Below are 22,258 nucleotides of genomic sequence, written 5' to 3' on the forward strand. Positions count from 1 at the left end.
GCCTGTTACTAACCCTGTGGCCAGCGCGCCCAACAATACCCACGATAACCATTTGTTTCCTCTCAGTCGGCCAAAACTCATAGGTTCTTCCTCCCTTTCCTACTTTTGTTAAATTTATATAGTCAAGCCCTCAAGCTTATGACTAAATCTGGTCTTACCGAGGGCTAAGGAAAGGAAGGTGGATAGAGTTAGTGACGACTAGGACGACTAGTCGACTTGGCTCAGCACCTTTTCTAAAGCGGAAACGAGCTTCCGGTTCTCCTCCGGCTTGCCGATACTGATGCGAAGGAAATTGTCCAGGCCGAAAATGTCGCCGGTGCGGGTAATCACCCCTTCCTTGAGCAGTGCCTGGAACACCTTCCGGCTATCCCGGCCAACGTTGACGAAAATGAAGTTGGCCTGGGTGGGGAGATAGGCTAAGCCCAGCCGAGCCAACTCGCCGTAAAGGTACCGCTTTCCTTGCTGGTTGTTCTCCTGGGTACGCTTAACATGCGCGCCATCGCCAAGGGCGGCACAGGCTGCCTTTTGGGCCAGACGGTTGACGTTAAAAGGCTCGCGCACTCGGTGAATCCAGCTTATGACCTCCGGATTGCCCACGCCGTAGCCCACCCGCAACCCGGCCAAGCCATAGACCTTGGAAAATGTGCGCAGCACAACCAGGTTAGGGTAATTGGGCAGAAGTTCCAGTCCCTGGGGGTAATCAGGATCGTCGGCAAACTCACCATAGGCCTCATCCAGTATGACCAGCACTTGGGGTGGCACTTGGTCTAAGAATTGGACTAGCTCCCCGCGCTTGACTATGGTCCCGGTGGGATTGTTGGGATTGCAGATGAAAATCAGTTTGGTGCCATGGTTAATCCTTTTGGCCATGGCCGGCAGATCAAAACGGAACTCGGCGTCTAGCGGCACCGGAACCACCTTGCCGCCCATGAGCTGAGCGCAGAAATCGTATTCCGAGAAGCTAGGTTGGCCTACTATCACTTCCTCATCGGGCCGCAAGAAGGCCTCGGCAATGAGCTTGATGATCTCATCGGCGCCATTGCCCAAGATAAGCGATTCCTCGGTAACTTGCAGGTGCTGGGCCAGCGCCCGACGAAGCTCGAAGCAGGTGCCGTCGGGGTAGAGATTTACGCCCGCTGCTTCCTCCTGGATGGCCTTTATGGCTAAGGGCGAAGGCCCCAAGGGGTTCTCATTGGAAGCAAGCTTAACTACGTCGCTAAGGCCTAGCTCCCGCTGTACTTCTTCGATGGGCTTACCCGGGACATATGGTTTGATATCGCGAATCGCTTCCCGAATCAATGCTTCCACTTCCATTAGAAAGCCTCCTCGTAAAAACACATGCTCCTAGCTGCCAAGCACTCAACTTGTTCAACATCAACCAGCAAGGCATTGGCCTATCCGGGTCCGGTTAGACCCCATATCTGTAGTGTCGACTCGAGTACTGGCTTCGCTCCATAACCCTGCGTGGAGTCGCCACCGGGCCTTGGGCCAAAGCCTGAGCCCAAGGTCCAGCTAAAGGCTGTAGAGGGCATCACCCTCCAGCACCCTAAACCCAGCCTGGCTGAGCTTGGACTGCGCCTCTTCCACCTCTTCCACCCGGAAAATCACCAGCGCCCCGTTACTTCCCCTGCCGATAAAGGCATACAAGTATTCCACGTTTAGTTGGGCCTGTTCCAAAAGGTCCAGCACCCCTGCCAATCCGCCTGGCTGGTCCGGCATCTCCACCGCAATGACGTCGGTTTGGCCGACGGTAAAGCCGTCCTCCCGGAGGACACTAAGGGCCCGATCCGGGTCATTGACGATCAGCCGCAGGATTCCAAAATCGGAGGTATCGGCGATGGATAGGGCCCGGATATTGATTTGGGCAGCCGCCAGGGTACGGGTCACTGCAGCTAGGCGACCAGACTTGTTTTCCAAAAACACGGAAATCTGCTTGACGGGCATTCTATGCTCCTCCCTCCGCCAGTTTATATTTGGCGCCGATCGACTACCCGCACAGCCTTGCCCTCGCTGCGCTGGATGGTTTTGGGCTCCACCAGCCGCACCTTGGCGCTGATGCCTAGGGTGCTTTCAATCTCCCGGCGGATTACCGCCTCTAGCTCCTCCAGCCCCCTCACCTTATCGGAGAAGAACTGCGAGGATACCTCCACCTGGATCTCCAAGGTATCCAGATTGCCTTCCCGATCCACAATCAACAGGTACTGCGGCTCGGTGTAACCGATGGACAACAGCACGCTCTCCACCTGGGATGGAAAGACATTGACGCCGCGGATAATCAACATATCATCGGTACGCCCGGTAATCCGGCCGATGCGCATGTGGGTGCGGCCGCAATTGGGGCATTCCCCCTCGATCATGGCGGTGACATCCCGGGTCCGGTAGCGGATCAGGGGAAAGGCTTCCTTGGTAATGGTAGTTATAACCAGTTCCCCCGGCTCGCCCGGCGCCACCGGTTCTCCGGTCTGGGGATCAATGATCTCGGCAATGAAATGATCTTCAAAAATATGTAGGCCGTGCTTGCCTTGGCATTCCATGGCCACCCCAGGACCAATAACCTCGCTCAGGCCATAGATGTCATAGGCGTCAATCCCCAGCTTGGCCTCCAAATTGCGGCGCATGTTTTCCGACCAGGGTTCAGCCCCAAAAATGCCACAGCGGAGTTTGGTCTCTTCGGGCTTAACCCCCATCTCTGCCATCACCTCAGCAATATGGAGGGCATAAGAAGGGGTACAGGTCAATACGGTGGTCCCGAAATCCTTCATGATCATGACCTGCCGCTTGGTATTGCCGCCGGAAATGGGTATGACTGAGGCCCCAAGACATTCGGCTCCGTAATGGATCCCTAACCCCCCGGTGAAAAGGCCATAACCAAAGGCGTTTTGGATCACATCCTGGCGGGATGCGCCTCCACATACTAAAGCCCGGGCCATGAGTTCAGCCCAGGTAGCCAAATCCCGGCGGGTATAGCCTACCACGGTTGGCTTGCCAGTGGTTCCCGAGGAGGCATGGATGCGAACTACCTCGCTCAGGGGCACGGCAAACATGTCGTAGGGATAATTATCCCGAAGATCCTGCTTAGTGGTAAAGGGCAAGAGCCTCAAGTCCTCTAGGCTATTGATGTCCTCCGGCCGGACGCCGATTTCCTGAAACTGCCGGCGATAGTGGGGAACATCGTGGTAAACCCGGCTAACGGTCTGTTTAAGCCGCTCCAGCTGCAGCTCCCGCAGCTCGTCCCGCGGCATGCACTCGGCCTTCTGGTTCCAGTACAAACCATCGCCTCCCTGGTTTTAATTACGGTTGGGTTCGACACCTGAGGCAGTTTTTCCTTTTACTCCGGGTAGCAAAATTGGCGGCAGATTAAGTGCCCTGCCCGCTCCACCCAGGTTTCTAAATAGACCCGGCGGCGCCAAAGGTAATGGATGTGCTCCAGAGTATAAGGAAGAAGGCGAAGGTCCAGCGGCCTTCCGGTCCAGCGATGCTGGAGGTACAGGTAACCGCAGCTGCGGTAGTTGGTATCCGCAATCTGTATCGCCGGAGGGCAGGCCGGCTTTCCCCTAGCCGTTAGAGCCAAGATTTGGGAATCATCGCCTTGCCGGCACAGGCGTAGGTACCCCTCTTCGCCCAGTCGCTCTCGGGCCCGCTGGGCGATTTCGGCAGCCCAGCGGTAATTCTCCCAGCCTGGCCCCGAAGCTAGAGCCGGCATCTGCCCAAGGCCGAAGGTCTCCTGGCAGATCTTCCCCTGCCAGTGCAACGCCCACCCCTCATTTAGCCACCAGGTTTCCCGCTCCGCCTCCAAGTACTGCAACTCTGCCCATACTCCTCGGGCTAGGCTCTGCTCCCATTCTTCCAGACTTTGGGCCTCCTCCAGGATCTGACCCAGGAGGTGCGAGTGGTGTTCCAGCGCTAAGCAAGCGGAGAGGAGGTCTTCCACCGGCTGCTCCCCCAGGTGCATCCGCCAGCGCCGGGCTTCAGCCGCCAGCACCGGCGCCAAGGCGGGAACCCGCCGCCGTTCCGGTCGCCCCAACCGTTCATGGTTGTTGATGAAATCGGCATGGGCCAGTCCATGGGCTAGGGCTAAGGCCAAAGCCCAGGGCAGATCTAACCCCAGGCAAAAATAGATCCGAGCTGGCTGGCTGCCCACGGTTAGCTCCGAGATAAAGAGCTGCCCTTGCTGCTTTTGCCGGCGCAGCCGCTCCAGGCGCATGCCAAAGATCCAGTGGCGAAAACGCCCGGGCAAACCATAGGCTTCCAGGGCCAAGAGCTCGCCCTGGTGGCAGGGAATGTATTCCACCTCTCCGGGAGCCAGGCCCAAGGCTTGGGCCGTTGCCTCTAACCTTTGGGTCAGATCCCTCCATCCAACAGTCGCCAAGGTTACCAAGCCTCCAAGAGGTAGAGGACGCTATTCTTTCTCAAGAAATGTCTCCAGCCAGGCCCAGGGGGGTAGGGCAGCCTCCAGGCGCACCAGGCGAAATTTCTGCCCCCCGCCCAGTGAAGGAGTAGCCCCGGCTCTGGCTCCAACCAGCCTTTCGAGGTACCCCATCCAGCTAGATCGGCTCCTGGATAGACCAGGTTGCTGGCTCAGCTCTCCGTAAGCAAACAGCTGTACCTTGGCGCTAAGAGCCCGGGCCGCTCGCCCAGCTTCCAGATAGTCGGAAGGAAGGTTATCGCCGTCGCTAAGGTGGAAGAAGTATACTGAGCGCCGCCCGTAGCGGTGGGCAATAATGGCATCCGCAGCCCGGTATCCAGAGGAGTAACGGGTTCCGCCCCCAGGGAGGAGCGAGAAAAATTCATTGCTGGTAACCTCCCGGCAGTCAACATGGTGAACTAGGAATACTATCTCACACCCAGGATAACGCCACTCGAGAAAGCGCGCTAGCGCCCAGAAAAATTTCCGATCTGACCTCTGGGCCAGGCTTTGCGTGGAAGCGGAGATATCCCGGAGCAGGATCACTACCGGGTTGGCTTCTTCCCTATGCCCAAAAGGAACGCAGCGCCGGCGCCGGTCCCGTAACTGGATGTCACCCACCAGCGGAGCTTGTGCTTTCGCCCGCCGCCTCAAGTTAGCCTTGAGGGTACGGCGGCGGTCAAGCAGACAAATCTCCTCCTGCCGGCCCAAACCATACGGTTGGTCACCCAGGGCCAAGGAGAAATCCGCCGGGGAGCTGGCGGCTTGATCTAGACCCGGCAGGCACATCCGAGGCCACCAGGGGCCAGGACCTTGCTCCTTGGGGCGCCAAGCCTCCCGCATCTCGCCCCCCGGTTTATCGCCGGCCCGGCTGAAGGCTGGACCGGGCGCTGCGGCGGGGCTGTATCGCGAAGGTCCACCCCCATCTTCGGCTTGGTCGCCGCCCCCGTCTTCGGCAAAGAAAAAGCCGGGGGGACGGAGAAACTCCCAGGGCCCGGCCAACTCCTCCCATCCCACCCGATCATGCTGTCCCTGCCGCCGGGCCTCATTTAGTTTTTCCCGGTGTCGTACCGCATCGATGCTGGAGTTGGTAACCATGGGCCTGCCTCCCCAAAGGACATTCCCCTGCCTGGTGCCCGGGTATAGGTGCCAAGTTCCTACCCGGGTAGTTTCAGCCCATTTGGTCATAGGCCTGACCGTAAGTAAGGTCGGTTTCCGGAAGGCCGTAAAAAAGGCGGCGAAATTCCTCAGCGCAAACCTCGCAGAAGTCACAGCGGGACCAAAGATACCTTTTAACCTGGTTCCAGCGTTCCTCCCCGCCAGAAGCCCCAGGGCAAAGCCAGCCCTGGCCAAGAGCCTGATAGGCCAGGGCCCTGACCGGGTCAATGCCGGGGCCAATACCAAGGCCTGGTCCCGGATAGCTATCCTGCCCGGAGGTAGCTCTTACCCCCTCCCCTAGCCCAGCTGCCGCCAAAGCCGTCCCCACTACTTGTAGTGTCCGCTCTTGGATATATTCCTGAGCCAAATCCAGTAGATAAACCAGCCGCTTCTTTTCCTCCTCGCTTTTCTCCCACCAGGCCAGGATGGCTTGCTCCAGGTTCCCCCGAAGCGCCTGCCAGGCCAGGCAGGACGACTGGTAAGCGCTGGCCAGCACATCGACTACCCAGCGCGGGCCCACTCCGCTCATGCCCGCCGGCCAAGCCCCAGGGGTGAAAGCCGCATTGGCACCCGCCCGGCCATCTGCGGCTAGGTGTGGATGCAAGCGTTGCAACAGCTCCGTAGCCTCCCTTTGGCCGTCATCCAATCGGGTTAGCACTGCCCAGGCGGCTGCCCCTTCCAAGGCCAGGGGCGAAAGGTGCACTCCGCCTAAAAGCTTACGGTAGATCTTTACTTCCGTTTCCGGCGACAAGGCATAAGGTACCGGAACCACAAACATGCGCGAAGCTAAGGCCTGGTTACGGGGATTGCGGACAAAAGCCACGTACTCGGCCGGGTTGGTGTGGCCAATTACCACCTCATCGGCGCTAATCAAAGCAAACCGCCCGGCCTTAAACTGGCCTTCCTGCACCAAGCTTAAAAGTGGGTACAGAAACCTTTCATCGCACTTTAAGAGCTCGTGAAACTCCATGATCCCTCGGTTGGCGGCGCTGAGTTCGCCATCGAAACAGTAAGCTCGGGGATCGGACTCGCTGCCGTATTGGCCCACGGTGGCAAAATTGACGCTGCCCAGAAGGTCGGCCAGGTCTTGGCTTTTGGGATCCCCGGGGACGAAGGTACCGATGCCTACCCGTTTGGCTTCCGATATCTCCACTGGTTCCACCGGAAACCTTTCTGCCTGGCTCTGATATTCCTCCTCCAGCCGAAGCTGACAGCGGGGGCAAAGCCGGCCCTCAATGGTTATTCCCAATTCCTGTTCCCAAAAGGGCCGTTCTTCTCGGCTGAGCAAGTGAAGCGGTTCCTCGTGCATGGGGCAGCCCTGAAGGCCAAACAGCGCCCCCTCCTCCTGGCGGCTATACCATTCCAAACCGCGCTTCAGCCATTCGGCAATGGTAGATTTGCCGCTGCCCGGTGGCCCTACCAAAAGCAGAATGCGGTGCCTGACATCCATGCCTCGGGCCGCCGCACCGAAATAGCCTTCCACCAGGCGGTCCAAGGTGGTTTCCAGCCCAAACAGCTGGGAGGAGAGATGGGCCCGCCCCCATTTGGTGAGCCACCTGTACAGGCGCCGGTGCGAAGTCTGAGCCACTTCCGGCCTTTGTCGAACCAAGGCCAGGTAATCGCTAAAAGTCATGGCATCCCCTCCTCTTTCCCCCGGTTACAGCTTATGCCGCCAACCCAAGAACCAAGCTCGCTTTATTTTCCCAGCCGATTTGGGTTATAATTAAGGCGTATGTTTCCCAAAACTGGTTGGGAGGGCTTGGATATGATATTTCAGCAGGATTTTACTCTGGAACCAGAAGGCCTATTAGCCTTTTCTCCTAACATCATTCATCCTGAGCCTGATATCCGCAGGCTTCGCGATGCAGCCCCGGTATTAAAGAACCAGCTCCCTTTAGATGACCGCCCTCTCTACTACATGTACCGGGAAGTAACGCGCCAAGGCGATGAGAAAGTATTTCGGGAATATAACCTCCGCTATGACATTACCGTCCTGGTTCCTGGGCTGCTGGGAGACGAATTTATCAAGACAGTAGGGCACTTCCACCCCCTAAAGCCCCACTCATCGGAAACCTACCCGGAGTATTACGAAGTGCTATACGGGGAAGCCATCTACCTCTTGCAGAAAAACGATCGGGCTAGCGAAGCCGAAGAAGTAATTGCAGTGCGGGCCAAGAAGGGAGATAAAGTCTACATACCGCCCAACTACGGCCACGTCACCATTAACCCCGGCGAAACCCACCTGGTCATGGCCAACTTGGTCGAGAGGAATTTTAAATCCATCTATGAACCATTTGCCGAGAAGCGAGGAGCGGCCTACTACTACATCCAAGTCAACGATAAAAAGAATGATTTCGTTAAGAATCCGGCCTACAGCCACCAGGTGGCCCTAAAAATGGTAGGCGCCCCTAGCCTCCCCGCCCCCGTCGAGGGAATTGAAAACCAGGGCCTATACGAGGCCTTCCTGAAGAACCCCGAGGGGTTCAAGTTCCTCGTATAGGCCCATTAACGTGGGCATAGGCCCGCGGGGAGGAGCAGATAGGAAGCCTCGCTTCAGGCCTTAGCCTTAGGCTCTAGGAACCGCCACCCTCGCCGCTCTGGCCGCTGCCACCGCCTCCACCGCCTTGGCCGCCGCCACCGGCGCCGCTCTGGCCACCGCCTTGCGCCCCTGGAGCTGCGCCCGGTCCAGGCGGCTGAGGTTTAATTTGCACGCTCTGGATTTCCCCTTCTACCTCCATGGTGAAGGTCTTGCCATCTTTAGTCTTGATCTGCACCAGATTGCGGGGTTTGGGGCCGCCTTGGCCACCGCCAGCCTGGCCACTTTGGCCTTCTCCGCCACCGCCTTGACCGCCCTGGCTGCCGCCTCCAGATCCGCCGCCGCTTTGGCCGCCGCCTTGGCCACCGCCACCGCCTCCACCGCCTTGGCCGCCTGCTTGACCAGGAGCAGCAGCATGGCGCTGCTGGATGAGGTAGACGTTCTCCGGCTGCACCAACCGGGCAGGAACAATCTTGGCAGGCACATCGTAATCTCCTGCCGCCAACTGCTGGTTGTAGCTCCAGTTGGATCGCTGGGCCAGCTCCCGGGCGGCTTCATAAGCCGTTTGTAAAGCTACATCCGGCTGGGTATCGATCTCAGCTTGTTGGCTTCCCTGGTTGAGGGCGCTGGCCGCATCTTTGCCCCCACCTACGCCTACGCATATGACCTTGCCGGCCAGGTTATTAGCAACCAGCGCCTGGCTAAGGGAGGAAGCAATCTGATCGTCGGCTGCCAGCACTGCACCCAAGGGAAGGTGCTTCTTTAGCAGAGAGAAAACGGTGGCATCGGGGCTCAGGCCGGCCGGGACCTGGTCAGTTATAACCTGTAGCTGGTTACCAACTGCCGAGCGTAAACCCGACAGCATCAGGCTGGTCTCCGGCTGAGCGTTACCCCGGCTAATGAAAAGCACCCGAGGGCTGGTCAGGGCTAGGGTTCGCATGGGGCCGGCCGCTTGGCCAGCTCCGCCTCCGCCCGCGCCCCCACCGCCGGCACCCCCGCCACCAGCTCCGCCGCCCGGGCTACCACCGGCTGCGCCTCCTCCCTGACCGCCGCCGGCTGCACCTGCACCGCCGCCACCGCCCCCGCCGACGGCTCCCAGCATGGTAGGCGCTGGGGCCTTAGCTTCGCCCCGGCGGACTTTCTGCAGAAACTGGCCCTGGAGCTCACCGATGCGTCGGGGATCGGCACCCACATAACCTTGGACTGGTACCCCATCGGGTAAGCGGCCGATGGCCACGATGGGCAGCTGCCGATTCAGGGCTTCACGCAGGACGGTGGAGCCCTGCTTAGGATCAACGGGCTCAATGATTAGAGCCTTGATCTCCGATTTTACCAATTCGCCCACATCCCGCTCTTGCTGGCTACTATCACCCTTGGCATCTTTTACGATCAGCTGCACCCGGTCCTGCTGCTGCCTAGGCATCAAGGTGCGCTGAACCAACTCGGCCGTCCCCCCGACCCCGGCCAAGCTGACCCCAATCTTGGTAGGTGGAGTAATGGGTTTTTGGGAGCCCCGCCGGCTGCAACCGCCCATGCAGGTACTAACAGCAATGATGATGACGGTAACTGTAACAGCAACAACCGAGATCAGACTAGAACCCCTGGATTTGGCCACGACATCCACCCTTTAGCTCATTCTTCCCGCTCGCTCTTTATTATCCTCAGCTGGGGGATTTTTATGTTTGCGGGCCCCTCCTCCCTCAGGTTTAGGAATTGTCGAAAGTGCGTAGACTATTAGTGCCCCGCGGGACTGAGCCGCGCAGGATTACGGAGCGGACCTAGCACTCAAATCGGGGCTTCCATCGCGAGATCTAGCCTGAATTGGATAGCCAAACCTTGCCAGTGATGGCGAGCCCGAGATTGAGTGCTGGGCGACCGGAAATAAATGGTTTTTGAGGGAGAAAAGGGGAGAGGAAGAGTTGCTGTCCAAGGCCCGCAAGCAAAAGTCCCTTGAACTCTTCGTTGCCCAAGGGACTGCCTACCAAAAGCTGCTGGAAAAGGTGAACGACCAGGGGCGATACAATCGGGAAATCGCCCAAGTTCGCACCCAGGTGAAAAAGGCCCAGTATTTCCTGCGGCTGATGGGAAACAGCCGTTAGGCCTGGCTTTGTTCCTGGCCTAACTTGGCCTCAACGGCCGCAAGCGCCCACCGGGCGTGGGCGCTAACCACCGGCGACGGGTCTTGGGCCAAGCTCTTCAGCCAGGGTAGGGCTTGGGAAGAACCCCGGTTGCCCAGGACAATGGCAGCGTTGCGCCGCAACACCTGGTGTCCCTTCCAATTCATGGCGGTCTGGCCAAGCCAATCTTGAAATTGCTTCCGATCCAGGTTAATTAACGGTTCTAATTTGATGGTAGGCGGGCTATCGTCAGGCAACGCCAGTCTGGGGTTGGCCGGGCAAGCTTCCTGGCAGCGGTCACACCCCCAGAGGCGATCCTCAAAGAAGGGCCGCATATCCTCAGGAACTAAACCCCGGCGCTGGGTAAGATAGGAAAGGCAGCGCTCGGGATCAAGGGCATATGGCTCTACCAATGCCCCGGTGGGGCAAGAAGACACGCAGCGGCCGCACCGGGAGCAAGGCTGGCCCTCACCATTTACCATCAGGGCGCGAGGAAGCGGAACCGCCTCGACGACGCCGGGCAAATCTACATCCACCGCCAGCTCCCCTAGGTGCACCCAAGTGCCGTATTGGGGGGTCCAGATGAGGGTATTGGGTGCCCAGTGGCCTAACCCCGCCCGGAAGGCCCAGCGCTTGTCAGCCAGCGGCCCATTGTCAACGCTAACGAAGCCGCCGATGGGCCGACCCACCTGCCGTTCCAATCGGCCTTTGAGCTCCATCAGCAAAGTGGCAATGAATTGATGGTAGTCCTGGCGAGAGGCGTAGCGGGCAATCACCCCCGTAGGGGCCTTTTCGCCATCGGTAGGTAGGCTTTGCCCTCGTAGCTCACCCGGTAACGCCTCAGGTAGGTGCTTGATAGGAACAGCTACGCATATAACCCACCGGGCCCCCGCCTCCTGTAAAGCTCGCCACTCTCCAGGGGCAATCCGGGTGTAGGGAGGTTTAGAACTGGAGGTAGTGGCTTCCGCAGGCACGCGAGCTGCTCCTACTAGAACCCCGTGCTCCTCTGCCCAGCTGGCCATGATGCTCGTAAGCGCCATCTGTCTTCAGCTCAGCCCGCTTTTCCCTAATTGAGCTCCACTATCCGCGGCACCAGCCCCATGCGGTCAATCAAATCCTCATAATCTTGGCGCTTAATCTCAGCCAGGGGTTTCTGCAAAAGCGCTACCATTACCGCCTCCATGACGTTGGTGCCAAATGACCGCCCTTCTAGTTCCGGCGTAGTGGTGACCAAAGTCCGGATCCCGCGCTGGCGCAAGAATTCGATGTCCGCGGCCGTCACCGTATTGGTAACAATTATCCGCCCGGGCAAGCTAGGCGGCATGTGCCGGCGAATAAAGAGGAAGTCCCCGCCTATGATGTCGGCTTCCTGATAATACTTCCATAGCTTGCTCGATTCGCTATCAGTCTTTTCCTGCTCGGAACCGGTGGGGTATAACATTTTAAAGGGCAAACGAACAATGATAGGAGCTAGGATACTAGCAGCGATTCTCAGCTGTCTCATGGTTCGGAACGGCAGCGGGATCTTGAGGGCGAATACCAAATCGGCCATGACTAAGCGGGCACCTTCTTCATCGAAGGCCAGGGCCATGCCATATCGATCCACTGCAGCGGTGATCAGTACCCTCTTGCCTCGAAAATCCATTCCCTTTTCCCGGGCCAGGTACTTTACTGCCCGGTACTCCAAGATATTCTTTAAACCCCCGCCGTCCACCATGGGGGTCTTTTGCGCTGCCTTAAGGATCTTGGCCGCATCGCGAATCAGGTAGCGCCGGCTGCCAGTGGTTAAGTACAGATCGGTGCCCCCCATGCCAAAGGCATCTACCTTTCCATCTAGCTCCTTGATGAGGGATATGGCCTTATCTATGTCGCCGTCGGTGCCAATCCGTTCAATGATAAATTCCTCGCCTAAAAACTCAGCCCGAGCCTTATGATCTCGCTTGGAAGAGCCTATGCTCACGCTGACCACGTGCTTCATAGCTGTTCTCCCTTCTCCCTTTTGATACTGCGGACGAGTGTCCGCAGCTCAGCTACATCCACCACCTTGTCCTCGGTGATGGGTGAGGTGCCAATTTCCATACCTATGACTTCCCGTCCCAGCAGCGCATTGGATAGCTGGATCCGGTAGTTGGACCCGATCATGATTACCGCATCGAAGGTCCGCAAGGAAGCTATGATTTCCATGAGCTCATTCACCAACTGCTGCCCGCTCTTCCCCTGCGCAAACTGCCAGCGCTCCGCATCGGTAAGGATCAGGGAGTACTCCACCCCTTCCTCCTCCAGAACCTGCAGGACTTCCTCCTTGTTGGCCACCGGAAAGCCCACCACCGCAATCCGGCTTCCCCGCCGTACTTCCCCCAAGCCCTCCAGGCGAGAAATGAAGCTGCGGTCAATGCCCAAGCGGTTGGCCGCCTCCTGCTGGGATAGCCCTTGCACCCGAAGTTCAAGGATCTGGTCTATGGCCCGCTGCATTTTGGAGCGGCTAATGAGCTTATCCCCGATGCGGATTAGATCCATATTTACCTTCCTTTTCGCTCATCCATTAACCCGTCTCTAACAGAGGGCCGGGTAAAGGCATTAATGTTGTGCACAATATGGTGTACAGCTATTTTAGCAGGCCCATCCCCTACCGTCAATATACAGAAACGCCAACACTAGCGAGCAAGGAGCACAGAAGCCATAAGCAAGCGACCAGGTGAAATAATGCTATTCGGTCATGCTACCTGAAAAGTTTAGGGCAAGTGGACTTCCTGGGGCTGAGGGTAAGACAGACAAAGCAGGGTCTGGGCCAAGGCGGGGGCCGAGGAAGGCCAAGGCTTAAAAACTGAAGTGAAGGCTGAAGTACGGTGAGTGGGCAGCTACAAACCAGGGTTAATTTGCAGTATAATGAAATTAACAAGCTAGGCCAACCGCCCACGGCGTGGCCCCGGCCCTGGCCTTAGGGGGAGGGTACATAATGCTGGTTAAGGACCGCATGACGCCAAACCCCGTCACCATTACCCGGCAGACCACCATTGCTGAAGCCCTGGAGCTAATGCGCTCCCACAACATTCGCCGCCTGCCGATAATGGATAAGGGGAAACTGGTGGGAATTGTCACCGACCGTGATTTGAGCGAAGTCTCACCTTCTCCAGCCACATCCTTGAGCATCTTTGAAATCAACTATCTTTTGGCCAAGACCAAAATCGGCGACGTTCTTCCCAAGAAGCAAAAAGTATACACGGTCAGCCCCGATGCTTATTTGGAAGAGGCAGCCCTGGTCATGCGCGATCACCAGGTGGGCGCAGTGCCGGTAGTGGATGCCAAGGGGCAACTGGTAGGCATCATCACTGAAACCAACCTGTTCGACGCCTTTCTGGATATTATGGGCGTCCGCCAGCCTGGTACCCGGATTCACCTGGCAGTGGAGGACCGCCCCGGCCTGCTGGCCGATTTGGCGTCGCTAATTAAAGATTATGGTGGCAATATTACCCATATTGTCAGCTATCCCATTAGTAACCCCCGCCCTGGAGCTGACGTGGATCTGTTAATTCGCTTGAGCTCGGGCAAAAAGCAGGAATTGATTACTGCCTTGCGCCAAGCCGGGTACCAAGTGGTCTCGGTGACTGAGACTTGAGCTCAAGTAATCAACCCCAATAACAGCTTTTTTAGTCCAGCTAAGGAAGTTTCGCGGTTAATCTGCTCCCGGAGCCGGGCAGCGCCGGGAAGGCCCTTTAGGTACCAGACCAGGTGCTTGCGCATTTGCCGGATGGCTATGGCTTCGCCTTTATCCTCTATGGCCATGGTCAGGTGGCGTAATGCCACGTTTACCCTTTCAGCCACCGAGGGTAGCGCTTGTGGCGGAAGGCCTTTCAGCACGGCGTTGGCCTGGGCAAAGATCCAAGGATTGCCGATGGCCCCGCGGCCGATCATCACCGCATCGCACCGGGTGGTAGCCAGCATTTTGAGAACATCCTCGGCCTTTCGAATATCCCCATTGCCTATGACCGGAATGTTCAGGGCCGCTTTGACTTGGCCGATGATTTCCCAATCGGCGCATCCGGAATAGAACTGGTTGCGGGTCCGACCATGGACGGTTATGGCTTGGAGGCCAGCCGCTTGTAAGCGGCCGGCCACCTCGATCGCGTTCACCGAGCCCTCATCCCAACCCTTGCGAATCTTGGCGGTCACAGGCACCGATCCCGGCCCAGACGGACCGCTGCTTGCCCTGACGGCTTCAACTACAGCCTGGGCAATAGCCGCTGCCCGGCCAGGATCCCGCATTAGGGCAGCCCCATCGCCATTCTTGACTACCTTGGGAGTCGGGCATCCCATGTTGAGATCGACCAGGGCCGCCCCTAGCTCCAAGGCCACCTGGGCCGCCTGGGCCATTACTTCCGGGTCGTGCCCAAAGAGCTGAATTGCTACCGGGCCTTTTTCGTCCCTGACCCGGGCCAATTCCCGGGTGCGCTGGTTCCCGTGGATGAGGGCCTGGGCGCTGACCATCTCCGTATAAGTTAAAGCTGCCCCCATTTCCCGGGCCAGTAACCGAAAGGAACGGTCCGTATACCCGGCCATGGGGGCTAAGAAGACTTGCCCGTCAAGCTTAAGGTTGCCTATGCTCCACTCCATGTAACCGCCTCGCCTTTGCCCATCCCGGGGCCGGCGCCCCGCCTAGGAAGCGGGCGGGGCGCCGGCCCCGGCCCGCAGGTTGCGCTCATAGATGAGCCGCAACCCCTCCAAGGTTAGGTAAGGATCAACGGCATCGATGAGAGGAGATTCTTGGCCAAATAACCGGGACAATCCACCGGTGGCTACCACCGCCGCCTTTCCCCCTAGCTCCTTTTGCATCCGAGAGACGATGCCTTCGATCTGCCCCAAGAAGCCATAGACAATGCCCGATTGCATGCTGCTAACCGTATTCTTGCCGATGACGGCCCGGGGCTTGACGATCTCCACCCGCGGCAGCTTGGCCGCATAGCGAAACAGCGCCTCCACCGAAATCCCGATGCCAGGGGCGATGGCCCCGCCTAGGTACTCACCCTGGGCGGAAATAGCGTCAAAGGTGGTGGCGGTACCAAAATCTACTACGATCACTGGGCCCCCGTAGCGGTCATAGGCGGCTACCGCATTGACGATCCGGTCTGCCCCCACCTCATGGGGGTTATCATAGCGGATGGGCATCCCGGTCTTGGTCCCCGGGCCCACTACCAAGGGTCGAAGGTGCAAATACTGCTGGCACATGTTCTCGATCACCGGGGTAAGGGGCGGAACTACGGAAGCAATTACGGCAGCGGTAATATCTTTAAAATCCAGCCCCTTGAAGGCAAAAAGTTCCCGCACCAGCATCCCCGCCTCATCTTCACTGCGTTCTAGGCGGGTAGAAATCCGCCAGTCGGCCACCAGCTCCTTGTCCCGGTAGACGCCTAACACTACGTGGGTGTTGCCAATATCGATCGCCAGCAGCATTTAATTTTCCTCCCAAAGACCAGTATGTTCCAGATCATCTATGCCGGAGCCTTGATCCTCCGCTCCGCCCAACCCTCGACCGTGGACCCAATATAACCAGACCAAGCCTTGGCTACCTGGTCCAGGCAAACTCCGCACCGGCGATGCCGAATTGAGCGCTGGGTGCAGAGCCACCTAAAGCGCCACCTCAGGCTCCGATGACAGGGGAAACGGCTGACTTCGGCGCCTACGCCAGTTGGCTGGCTGCGGGTATTCCTCCGGCAGGCTCGGCCGCCTCCACCGCCCGGACTATGGCCCGGCCTACCACCTCGGCCGCCAGAGCTCCCACCACCGATACGTCCGCCCCTCCCGGCACCGGGCCGGCATTCGACGGTTGCCCCCCGTGGAGCTCAGGATCGGCAACCGACAGGGCAAAAACGGCATCTCCATCGAACATGGTATGCACCGGGTTGATGGCTCGGGCCAGGCCATCGTGCGCCATCTGGGCCACCTTAGTAATTTCCGTCTTGCTCAATGCAGCATTGGTAGCTACTACCGCCAAGGTAGTACTCTGGCCCCACCCCTGCTTCCAATCGGGGCGCCTTTGGGCCATCTTGTCCCTGAAAGCAGTTAGGCTCATGGAGCGCAAATACTCCATGGTGGGAACCAGCTTGCCATTCTCAGGACTCCTGAGCCCAGCCAGCATCCGGCCTGTTTTCCAGTCAAATACGTCGCCAAAGGCATTGACCACCGCCAAGGCTCCTACTATCAGGTCTCCCCATTTTTCCGCCCAGGTGCCGACACCGCTTTTGGTGGCTTGGTTGATTCCCAAGAGCTTCCCCACGGTAGCGCCGGTGCCGGCGCCCACGTTGCCTTCAAGCACCGGGCCGGGGCCGGCGGCTAGGCAGGCCTGGTAGCCCATTTCCGCATCCGGATGCTTCACTTCTCCTACGGCCAGATCAAACAGGATGGCGGCTGGAACGATGGGGATCTTGGCGACGCCGGTATCGTAGCCTATTCCTCGCTCCTTGAGGTAGCGCACCACCCCCGCGGCCGCATCTAGCCCGGGAGCGCTGCCCCCGGCTAGCATCACCGCCTGGACTTTAGGAACCAGGTTGGTGGGTTTCAAGAGGTCGGTTTCCCGCGTCCCCGGAGCCGAACCTCTCACGTCAACGCCGGCCACCGCCCCGGCTTCCAAAAGCACCACCGTCACTCCGGTAAGGGCGGTCAGGTCGGTAAAGTGGCCTACCTTTACTCCAGGAACCGCAGTAATGCTCATTTCCCCATCCATGGTTTTGCCCCCGCCTCCTGACCGGCCGAGCCAGGTTGGAGTCTTAGCGCCTATGGTTTCACCAGCCCGGCCTGAATGAGGGCCTGGCGCACCGCCAAGGCCAAACTTGCAGCTATGACCAGTTTCACCAGATCCAAAGCCACATAAGGCACCACTGCCAGCAGCAAGGCTTCCCCTAGGCTGCGGCCAGTCACCCAAGCAAATTGCACCGTCCCCAGCGCGTAGGAAGTTAGCATACAGACCACCATGCCCAAGGCATTGGTCCAGAAGGTCGGAGATTTGGCCGCTTCCACTATTTTGCCCAGGAAGTAAACGCCCAGAACAAAACCGATTAGGTAGCCTCCCGTAGGCCCTACTAGCACCCCCACCCCGGCTTTACCCTGGGCGAAAACAGGAAGACCAATAACGCCAAGCAGGATATAGATCACCAGCGCCCAAGTTCCGCCCCGGCTCCCTAAAATAGCTCCAGCCAGGAACACTCCGACCAGCTGCCCGGTGATGGGCACTCCCCACGGCAAAGGTATGGCTACCTGGGCCAAAACCGCGATTACCGCTGCCATCAAAGCTACCCGGGCCCAAAACTTGATGTCGGTCATGACAACATCTCCTCCCCATAGGATGCTTGAGCCATCGGGTTTTCATTGTGGTGCCCAGGGAGGCGAAGCAAGGTCACTTCCCCGGCTATGAAGGCCCGCCGCTCTCCCCCCTCACCTTCCACCACCAGTGAGCCGTCTTCCTGTAGATCTACCGCCCGGCCCCGGAAGATCTCGCCGCCAACATCGCTGATAGCCACCGGCTCCCCCAGGGTAACGCTCAAGTTGACCCAGCGTTGGCGCAACACCCCTAGACCGGTGGGGGGGAGCGATAGATAATCCGCCTCCAAGCGGTTGAGGATGTCGGCAATTAGCTCGGCCCTGGTAACCGCCGGTTCCGAGCCGTGGGCTTGGCCCAGTTCGGCAGCAATGGAAGTGGCAATACCCCTTAATTCCGGGGGAAAGGCATCAGCCGGCTGGCTGACGTTGATGCCCACTCCTACTATGGCGTAGGCCACTGCCTCGGGTTCGGCCCGGAGCTCAGTTAGGATGCCGGCTACCTTACGGCCCCTGATTAAGACGTCATTGGGCCACTTTATCCCTGCCGCAAGCCCGGTAAGGGAACGAATGGCCTCAGCCACGGCCACCCCCACCACCAAGGTATAGCGGGGAGCTTGAGCTAGGCTTACCCGGGGACGCAGGATCAGCGACATCCAGATGCCGCTCCCCGGCGGCGAGAACCAACTCCGCTTGAGCCTACCCCTTCCAGCACTCTGCTGATCGGCCACCACCAGCGTCCCTTCTGGCGCTCCCTTTTCGGCTACCTCCTTGGCTACATCGTTGGTGGACCCCACCAGCGGGTAGTAGAGGACCTGCCGCCCCAGAAAGCGGGTACTGAGCCGGCGCCGGATCTCCTCCGGGCCGAGTACATCTGCCCTGCCAGTCAAGTAGTAGCCGGCGCGGGAACGGCCTTCAATGGAGTAGCCCAGCCGCCGTAAAGCTTGGATATGTTTCCACACCGCGGTACGGCTGATCCCCAGCCGCTCAGCTATTTCTTGGCCGGAGATGGCTTCCGGTGCAGTTTCCAGCAGCTCCAGTACCCGGCTTCTAAGTTGATCTGGTTGGTTCAAGCTCACCACTTCTTTGGCCTAACCCTTCTACCCCAAGCGGATCTCCTTTGTCCCTCTCTAACCGGTTCCAGGTTTCTTCCAACCCCCCTGGGCGCCTATTGTTAACCCATAATGGCTCGTAAGGTTAACAATATTATATTACGCCCTAGGGAGGAATTATCCTGCCGTAAAAGGTGCCTCCAAGGAAGCAATTCTTTCAATGCGATTACCTTCGTCCACAAACACTACCTGGGGCCGGTGGCCTTTAATCTCCTCGTCGCTGTAGATGCCATAAGAAATAATGATAACGATGTCGCCCGGTTGGGCCAGCCGCGCTGCCGCCCCGTTCAGGCAAATAACGCCGCTTCCCGCTTCGCCAGCAATTACATAGGTTTCTAGCCGGGCACCATTGTTATTGTTAACCACCTGGACCTTCTCGTAGGGAAGGATTCCGGCCGCCTCAAGGAGCTGGCTATCGATAGTTATGCTTCCTACATAATTGAGGTCAGCCTGAGTGACTCGGGCCCGGTGGATCTTGGATTTCATCATGGTTCGCAGCATAGTTTCACCTCCCCCAAACCTACACTTCCACAGGCCGCTGGTTGCCCACTTTACCCAGCCCTCAACCGTGGGCTCAAAATATCCCTCGCTTTTTGCACCTAATTGCAAAGCTTAGCCGCGCATGGCTTAAGGTGCTACCACCAAGTTATCGATGAGCCGGGTTTGGCCCACAAAAGCCGCTACCGCCAGCAGGACTTCTCCGTCGATGGTGGAGACGGGCTCGAGGCTTTCCGGATCCCGCACCTCCACATAGTCAATGCGAACTCGAGGATCGCTGCCAAGGGTTTCGGCCATAGCCTGCCTTATCTTTTGCGCCTGGCTTTCTCCGCTACGAATCAGGGCTTCTCCCTGCTTCAGCGAACGAATCAAGGCCAGGGCGCTCTTTCGCTCTTCCGGGCTCAAGTAGGCGTTGCGGGAACTCATGGCCAGACCATCTGGCTCCCGAACCGTAGGGACCGTTACTATGGTCAATGGGAAGTTTAGGTCCCTCACCATGCGCCGGATGATCAGCTGCTGCTGGAAGTCCTTTTGGCCAAAATAGGCTCGATCGGGCTGGACGATGTTAAATAATTTGCATACCACCGTAGCCACGCCGCGAAAGTGCCCGGGCCGGGATTGGCCGCACAGCCCCTGACTAAGCCTTTCCACTTCCACATAAGTGGCGTAGCCGGGCGGATACATCTCCTCAGGAGTTGGAGCAAAGATGGCATCCACCCCCACCTCGGCTGCCAGCCTTTGATCCCGATCGAAGTCCCGAGGATAACGGTCCAGGTCTTCGTTGGGTCCAAATTGGGTAGGATTGACGAAAAGGCTTACTACCACCACGTCGTTGTCCTGTCGGGCGGCCCGCATCAGGCTTAAATGGCCCTCATGAAAATATCCCATGGTAGGTACCAGGCCAATTGATGCCCCTTGGCTACGCTTCTCCCGCAGGTAGGTTCGCAGGGGCTCAACCCGAGAGAATATCTCCAAACTAAAGACACCTCCGTATCCAGCCGGCTAATTGGTGGAAGCAGTGTCAACTGCTTCGGCCCGCCGGCACTCGGCTATCTCGTACTGCTTCTCGTATCGATGCAAGAGATCTTCCAAAAGGGCTGCCTTTCTCCGGTCTAGGGTGCCCTTACGCAGCGCCACTTCAATAGTATGCCGGCCCAAGGCAACATACAGAGGAATGAGCTGGGGACAAGCTTCCCCCATGCTGTGCAAGTGATCGCTTATGGTGATCACATCGCCGCGGGATATAGGGCCGGTCAAGGCTTTGGGTATGCCGATCTCCTCCACATTGGCTAGGGTCCCCTTGACCAAAGGCAGGAGGGCCGGTAAGAACAACCTTTCCGGCATCCCGGTTGCCTGCATCAGCTTTTGGCTGAGATCCAAAAGCGCCACTAGGTAATTGGAAGCTACGGCAGCAGCAGCATGGTATAGCACTTTGGCTTCCCGATCAATGTGGAAGGCTTCTCCCCCCAAGTCCTTAACGATCTGTTCCGCTACCGGGTAGGCTTCCCTGTCTCCCTGGATAGAGAACACCGAGCCGGGCAAGTTGGTGATGGCTCTTTCGGCGCTGGCGCAGGATTGCAGAGGGTGAATGGATACTACTTTGGCCCCTAAATCAGCTACCGGCTGAAGGACGTCGGTAGTAAGGGACCCGCTCATATGGACTACCGTGTGCTCACGCCCCACCGCTCGGTGGCGAGCCAGCTCTTTGGCTACTTCACCGATGGCGGTATCGGAGGTAGTGATGAAAACCACCTCTGCCGGCCGGGCCACTTCCGCCGGCGATCCTACCGGGCAGCGGAGGCGTTCGGCAGCACGGGCGGCTGACTCCGGTGTGCGGCTGGCCACACCTACCACCTGGTACCCCTGGCGCTGAAGCAGCACGGCCACCCCGGTGCCTACGGATCCAGCTCCAATGACGGCAATCTTAAAGCCCATGTTTTCCCCTCCATTGGGAAGCCGCTTTGCCCCGACGACAAACAAAAAGCCTTCCGGCCCGCAAACGATCCAGAAGGCGTAATCTGCCTGTCTTTGGCCGTCTCGGTCCTGCACATGATCCAAGCGGCGCCCCACAGTATTAAAATCATCTTTCCACACAGTCCAAACCATTGTGATTCAGGTCGTACGGCTCGCCCGCAAGCGATGCCGTCCCCGGCATAACTATTCTAACACCTTCTTAATGCCGGCGCAACAATTGCTTGGCAATTACGGCTGGCAAAGCCATGGCGGCGGAAGGACTGAGCCAGAATGGTCTTCAGGGGCGATAAAGGCGAATGCTGTCGGGCCCGGAGGGCAAAGCGGCCAGGCGCTCTTCTACTGTCACCCCACTGGGCAGGCGTAGATTAGGTTCCAAGTCGGCCAGAGGTTTGATGACGAATATCCTTTCCTCCAGGCGAGGGTGGGGGACCTCTAGGCCTGGCTCATCCAGCCTCTGGTCTTGGTAGAGCAAGAGGTCGAGGTCAATGGTGCGCGGGCCCCAGCGCACCGTGCGCACCCTTCCCAGCGCCGCTTCCGTGCGAAGGAGCTCCTCCAAGAGTTCCCGGGGGCCAAGGTTGGTGGCTAGCTCGGCCACGGCGTTTAAGAACCAACCCTGGTCGGTCATGCCCACCGGCGCCGTTTCATATAAAGGCGAGGTCCGGAGGACTACGATTTGCGGGTGAGAAGCAAGCTTCTCCAGGGCTTGCTGAATGTTGGCCTCACGATCTCCTAGATTACTTCCCAGGCCCACGTAAACTCCTCGGCGCCAAGTACCCTCTCCACGAGAGCGACGGATCTCCACTCCTACCGAACGCCAGCGGCCTGGTAGCGGCGCCTGGGGTTTCTCTACCCGTACTGTCAGTGCCTGGAGGCGGGAGAAAGTGTTCAGCAAGCTATCGGCTATCCGCGCCGCTAGGGCCTCGATGAGGTTGTACCTCTCTCCTTCCACTAACTCCTTTACCGTCTTCTGAACCGCAGCATAGTCGACGGTATCCTCCAGGGCATCACTTTGGCCCGCCTTGGCCAAGTCCAACTCCAAGATTAAGTCCACCAAAAACTTTTGGCCCCTGGACTTTTCCTGAGGGTAGAGGCCGTGGTAACCGTAAAACTCCATGCCAGTAAAAAAGATGCGATCCGGGCTGTGATCCAT

At 58.4% G+C, this 22,258-nt stretch carries 21 protein-coding genes and 1 pseudogene; 4 read left to right on the forward strand and 18 right to left on the reverse strand.

The window, feature by feature from the left end:
• Nucleotides 1–207 precede the first annotated feature (207 nt).
• From H5U02_00780 to H5U02_00805, 6 genes are all read right to left on the reverse strand, one after another.
• Entirely contained in the window at nucleotides 208–1,314 is a 1,107-nt protein-coding gene (locus tag H5U02_00780) for a histidinol-phosphate transaminase (GenBank protein ID MBC7340988.1), read from the reverse strand.
• Between the two features lie 198 nt (nucleotides 1,315–1,512).
• Nucleotides 1,513–1,944: an ACT domain-containing protein gene (locus tag H5U02_00785; GenBank protein ID MBC7340989.1), complete on the reverse strand. Its 432-nt coding sequence runs from the start codon at nucleotides 1,942–1,944 to the stop codon at nucleotides 1,513–1,515.
• 23 nt (nucleotides 1,945–1,967) lie between these two features.
• On the reverse strand, nucleotides 1,968–3,269 hold the full coding sequence (locus H5U02_00790; protein MBC7340990.1) for a phenylacetate--CoA ligase: 1,302 nt from the start codon (nucleotides 3,267–3,269) through the stop codon (nucleotides 1,968–1,970).
• A 59-nt stretch (nucleotides 3,270–3,328) separates the two neighbouring features.
• A complete protein-coding gene (locus H5U02_00795; protein ID MBC7340991.1) occupies nucleotides 3,329–4,369 on the reverse strand; it encodes a SpoVR family protein in 1,041 nt (346 codons plus the stop codon).
• A gap of 30 nt (nucleotides 4,370–4,399) precedes the next feature.
• Nucleotides 4,400–5,503 (reverse strand): DUF444 family protein, encoded by a 1,104-nt coding sequence (locus H5U02_00800; protein MBC7340992.1) that lies wholly within the window; start codon nucleotides 5,501–5,503, stop codon nucleotides 4,400–4,402.
• Nucleotides 5,504–5,576: 73 nt separating this feature from the next.
• A complete protein-coding gene (locus H5U02_00805; protein ID MBC7340993.1) occupies nucleotides 5,577–7,196 on the reverse strand; it encodes a protein prkA in 1,620 nt (539 codons plus the stop codon).
• 132 nt (nucleotides 7,197–7,328) lie between these two features.
• Here H5U02_00805 and H5U02_00810 point away from each other — a divergent pair, with 132 nt between their 5' ends.
• The 3 genes and pseudogenes from H5U02_00810 to H5U02_00820 all read left to right on the forward strand — a co-directional run bounded on the left by H5U02_00810 (nucleotide 7,329) and on the right by H5U02_00820 (nucleotide 10,198).
• Nucleotides 7,329–8,063, forward strand: coding sequence for a glucose-6-phosphate isomerase (locus tag H5U02_00810; GenBank protein MBC7340994.1), 735 nt, complete (start codon nucleotides 7,329–7,331; stop codon nucleotides 8,061–8,063).
• 992 nt (nucleotides 8,064–9,055) lie between these two features.
• Nucleotides 9,056–9,142 (forward strand): annotated as a pseudogene (locus H5U02_00815) (LysM domain-containing protein).
• An 876-nt stretch (nucleotides 9,143–10,018) separates the two neighbouring features.
• A complete protein-coding gene (locus tag H5U02_00820) occupies nucleotides 10,019–10,198 on the forward strand; it encodes a hypothetical protein (GenBank protein MBC7340995.1) in 180 nt (59 codons plus the stop codon).
• Here H5U02_00820 and queG read toward each other — a convergent pair.
• From queG to H5U02_00835, 3 genes are read right to left on the reverse strand one after another with little or no spacing between them, the layout of a single operon-like run.
• Nucleotides 10,195–11,256 carry a tRNA epoxyqueuosine(34) reductase QueG gene (gene queG / locus H5U02_00825; GenBank protein MBC7340996.1) on the reverse strand — a complete coding sequence of 354 codons (1,062 nt, stop codon included), beginning with the start codon at nucleotides 11,254–11,256 and terminating at the stop codon, nucleotides 10,195–10,197. The two genes, H5U02_00820 and queG, sit on opposite strands and share 4 nt — an antisense overlap.
• Before the next feature lie 26 nt (nucleotides 11,257–11,282).
• Complete coding sequence (locus H5U02_00830) at nucleotides 11,283–12,194, reverse strand: quinate 5-dehydrogenase (GenBank protein ID MBC7340997.1); 912 nt, start codon at nucleotides 12,192–12,194, stop codon at nucleotides 11,283–11,285.
• Nucleotides 12,191–12,733, reverse strand: coding sequence for a transcriptional regulator (locus tag H5U02_00835; protein MBC7340998.1), 543 nt, complete (start codon nucleotides 12,731–12,733; stop codon nucleotides 12,191–12,193). The genes H5U02_00830 and H5U02_00835 overlap by 4 nt, the downstream gene beginning before the upstream one ends.
• A gap of 439 nt (nucleotides 12,734–13,172) precedes the next feature.
• Here H5U02_00835 and H5U02_00840 point away from each other — a divergent pair, with 439 nt between their 5' ends.
• The gene (locus tag H5U02_00840) at nucleotides 13,173–13,832 is read left to right on the forward strand and encodes a CBS domain-containing protein (protein MBC7340999.1); all 660 of its coding nucleotides are present in this window, start codon (nucleotides 13,173–13,175) and stop codon (nucleotides 13,830–13,832) included.
• Nucleotides 13,833–13,834: 2 nt separating this feature from the next.
• On the opposite strand, the gene dusB is transcribed toward H5U02_00840, so the two are convergent.
• From dusB to folK, 9 genes are all read right to left on the reverse strand, one after another.
• Entirely contained in the window at nucleotides 13,835–14,827 is a 993-nt protein-coding gene (gene dusB / locus H5U02_00845; protein MBC7341000.1) for a tRNA dihydrouridine synthase DusB, read from the reverse strand.
• A gap of 42 nt (nucleotides 14,828–14,869) precedes the next feature.
• The gene (locus H5U02_00850; protein MBC7341001.1) at nucleotides 14,870–15,664 is read right to left on the reverse strand and encodes a type III pantothenate kinase; all 795 of its coding nucleotides are present in this window, start codon (nucleotides 15,662–15,664) and stop codon (nucleotides 14,870–14,872) included.
• Nucleotides 15,665–15,890: 226 nt separating this feature from the next.
• Nucleotides 15,891–16,934, reverse strand: coding sequence for a P1 family peptidase (locus H5U02_00855; GenBank protein ID MBC7341002.1), 1,044 nt, complete (start codon nucleotides 16,932–16,934; stop codon nucleotides 15,891–15,893).
• A gap of 50 nt (nucleotides 16,935–16,984) precedes the next feature.
• Entirely contained in the window at nucleotides 16,985–17,530 is a 546-nt protein-coding gene (locus H5U02_00860) for a biotin transporter BioY (protein MBC7341003.1), read from the reverse strand.
• Nucleotides 17,527–18,597, reverse strand: a complete 1,071-nt coding sequence (locus tag H5U02_00865; GenBank protein MBC7341004.1) for a biotin--[acetyl-CoA-carboxylase] ligase — start codon at nucleotides 18,595–18,597, stop codon at nucleotides 17,527–17,529. The genes H5U02_00860 and H5U02_00865 overlap by 4 nt, the downstream gene beginning before the upstream one ends.
• Nucleotides 18,598–18,753: 156 nt before the next feature.
• A complete protein-coding gene (locus tag H5U02_00870) occupies nucleotides 18,754–19,137 on the reverse strand; it encodes an aspartate 1-decarboxylase (GenBank protein MBC7341005.1) in 384 nt (127 codons plus the stop codon).
• Nucleotides 19,138–19,263: 126 nt separating this feature from the next.
• Nucleotides 19,264–20,109: a pantoate--beta-alanine ligase gene (locus H5U02_00875; GenBank protein ID MBC7341006.1), complete on the reverse strand. Its 846-nt coding sequence runs from the start codon at nucleotides 20,107–20,109 to the stop codon at nucleotides 19,264–19,266.
• 27 nt (nucleotides 20,110–20,136) lie between these two features.
• The gene (locus H5U02_00880) at nucleotides 20,137–21,069 is read right to left on the reverse strand and encodes a DUF2520 domain-containing protein (protein MBC7341007.1); all 933 of its coding nucleotides are present in this window, start codon (nucleotides 21,067–21,069) and stop codon (nucleotides 20,137–20,139) included.
• Between the two features lie 316 nt (nucleotides 21,070–21,385).
• The gene (folK, locus tag H5U02_00885; protein MBC7341008.1) at nucleotides 21,386–22,258 is read right to left on the reverse strand and encodes a 2-amino-4-hydroxy-6-hydroxymethyldihydropteridine diphosphokinase; all 873 of its coding nucleotides are present in this window, start codon (nucleotides 22,256–22,258) and stop codon (nucleotides 21,386–21,388) included.

It is taken from the genome of Clostridia bacterium, from assembly GCA_014360065.1.
Taxonomy (GTDB): domain Bacteria; phylum Bacillota; class DSM-521; order Neomoorellales; family JACIYF01; genus JACIYF01.